A 2,098-nucleotide genomic window follows, 5' to 3' on the forward strand; every position below is an offset into this window, starting at 1 on the left:
CGTGCCCGGCGGCGTGCTGGACCACCTGGCCGCGCAGCTGGCCGCCCGCCGCGTCGAGGGGGGCGGCGGGGCGGGCGGGGAGCAGGACGGGCAGGACCCGCGCGAGCTGCCCTTCGACCTCGCCGGCGGCTGGGTCGGCTACCTCGGCTACGAGGTGCGCGCCGAGTGCGGGTCGCCGACCACCAGGACCGCGGACACCCCCGACGCGGCGTGGCTGTTCACCGACCGCTTCGCCGCCGTGGACCACGAGGCCGGGCGCACCCACCTCGTCGCGCTCGTGCGCACCGGCGCCGGCGCCGCGGCGGGGGCCGAGGAGGACGCGCGCGCCTGGCTGGAGCGCACCGAGCACGCCCTGGCGGACCTGCCCGGCGCGCCGGCGCGCCCCGAGGGCGCCGCCGTGCCGCCGCTGCCCGAGGAGGTGGTCGCACCGCTGCTGGACCGCACCCGCGAGGAGTACGAGGCCGCCGTCGAGGCGTGCCGGGAGGCGCTGCGCGCCGGGGAGAGCTACGAGGTGTGCCTGACGGCGCGGGCGAGCACGGACGCGGCGGTGGACCCGCTGACCGCCCACCGGCGGCTGCGCCGGGCCAACCCCGCCCCCTACGCGGCGCTGCTGCGCCTGCCCGGGGTGGACGTCGTCTCCGCCTCGCCCGAGCGCTTCCTGCGCGTGGACCGCGACGGCTGGGCGGAGGCCAGGCCCGTCAAGGGCACCGCGCGGCGCGGCACCGGCCCCGCCGAGGACGGGCTGCTGCGCGAGGGCCTGGCGCGCGACCCCAAGACCCGCGCCGAGAACCTCATGATCGTGGACCTGCTGCGCAACGACCTGGGCCGGGTGTGCGCGGTGGGCTCGGTGTCGGTGCCCTCCCTGATGGCGGTGGAGACCTACGCCACCGCCCACCAGCTCGTCTCCACCGTGCGCGGCCGGCTGCGCCCGGGCGTGGGCGCGCTGGACGCGGTGCGCTCCTGCTTCCCGCCCGGCTCGATGACCGGGGCGCCGAAGCTGCGCACCACCGAGGTCGTCGACGCCCTGGAGCGCCGCGCCCGCGGCGTGTACTCCGGGGCGCTGGGGTACCTCTCGCTCACCGGCGCCGCCGACCTGTCCGTGGTCATCCGCACCCTGGTGCGCGCCGGCGGGCGCTGGAGCGCGGGGGCCGGCGGGGCGGTGGTGCTGGGCTCCGACCCGGCGGCGGAGTTCGACGAGATGGTCCTCAAGGCCGGCGCCTCGCTGCGCGCCCTGCTCGACGAGGGGCTGGACGAGGGGCCCGCCCCCGCCTGAGGGGCGGGGCGGGCCTCAGGCCAGCGCCCAGGCGCGCAGCCGCCGCGTCAGCTCCGGGCGGCGCGCCAGCGCGGTGCCGTCCAGCGAGGTCACCTCCACCGCGCCGCGCACGCTGGAGGTCAGCCACACCGCCTCGGCCGCCAGCAGCCCCGGCACCGCCACCGCCTCCACGCCGGTGGGCACGCCCGCGGCGGCCGCGCCCTCGAACACCGCCCGCTGGGTGGTGCCCTCCAGGATGCCGCTGCCCCCCGCCGGGGTGGTCAGCAGCCGCCCCCCGGCGCACCAGACGACGGTCGCCGTGGGGCCCTCCAGCACCAGGCCCTCGGTGGAGGTGAACAGCGCGTCGTCCGCGCCGCGCCGGGCCGCCTCGCGCAGCGCCGCGGTGTGCACGGCGTAGGAGAGCGTCTTGGCCCCGCCCAGCAGCCACGGGGCCGCCTCGTGCGCCCGCGCCGAGGTGCCGCGCGGCAGCGCGACCACCCGCACCCCGTGCTCGCGGGCGTGCAGGGTCCCCCCCGGCAGCGGGCGCAGGGTCGCCAGGCCGGTGGGCCCGGCCCCGGGCGCGCCCCGCGTCAGCGTCAGCCGCAGCGCCGCCTCGGCCCCGGCGGGCACGCCGGCGACCAGCAGCCCGGCCAGCTCCCGCCAGGCGGCGCGGTCGGGCGCGGGCAGCTCCAGCGCCCGCGCGGAGCGCTCGAAGCGGTCCAGGTGCGCCTCCAGGTGCACCACCCGCGGCGGGTCCCCGCCCAGCACCAGCAGCGTCTCGAAGGCGCCGTCGCCGCGGGCCAGGCCCAGGTCGTCGGCGCCTTCGAGACGCTGCTGGTGCTGGCC

The 2,098-nt window shown here is 80.2% G+C and carries 2 protein-coding genes; one reads left to right on the forward strand and one right to left on the reverse strand.

Going from position 1 to position 2,098, the window contains the following annotated elements; genetic code table 11:
• Positions 1 to 1,273: aminodeoxychorismate synthase component I (gene pabB, locus GTR00_RS19685; RefSeq protein WP_166613243.1), on the forward strand; the 1,273-nt coding region annotated here is incomplete at its 5' end.
• 15 nt (positions 1,274 to 1,288) lie between these two features.
• Here the strand turns inward: pabB and GTR00_RS19690 are convergent.
• The coding region (locus tag GTR00_RS19690; RefSeq protein WP_205706247.1) for an aminotransferase class IV at positions 1,289 to 2,098 on the reverse strand (810 nt) is incomplete at its 5' end.

Source organism: Kineococcus indalonis (assembly GCF_009906395.1).
Lineage (GTDB): Bacteria > Actinomycetota > Actinomycetes > Actinomycetales > Kineococcaceae > Kineococcus > Kineococcus indalonis.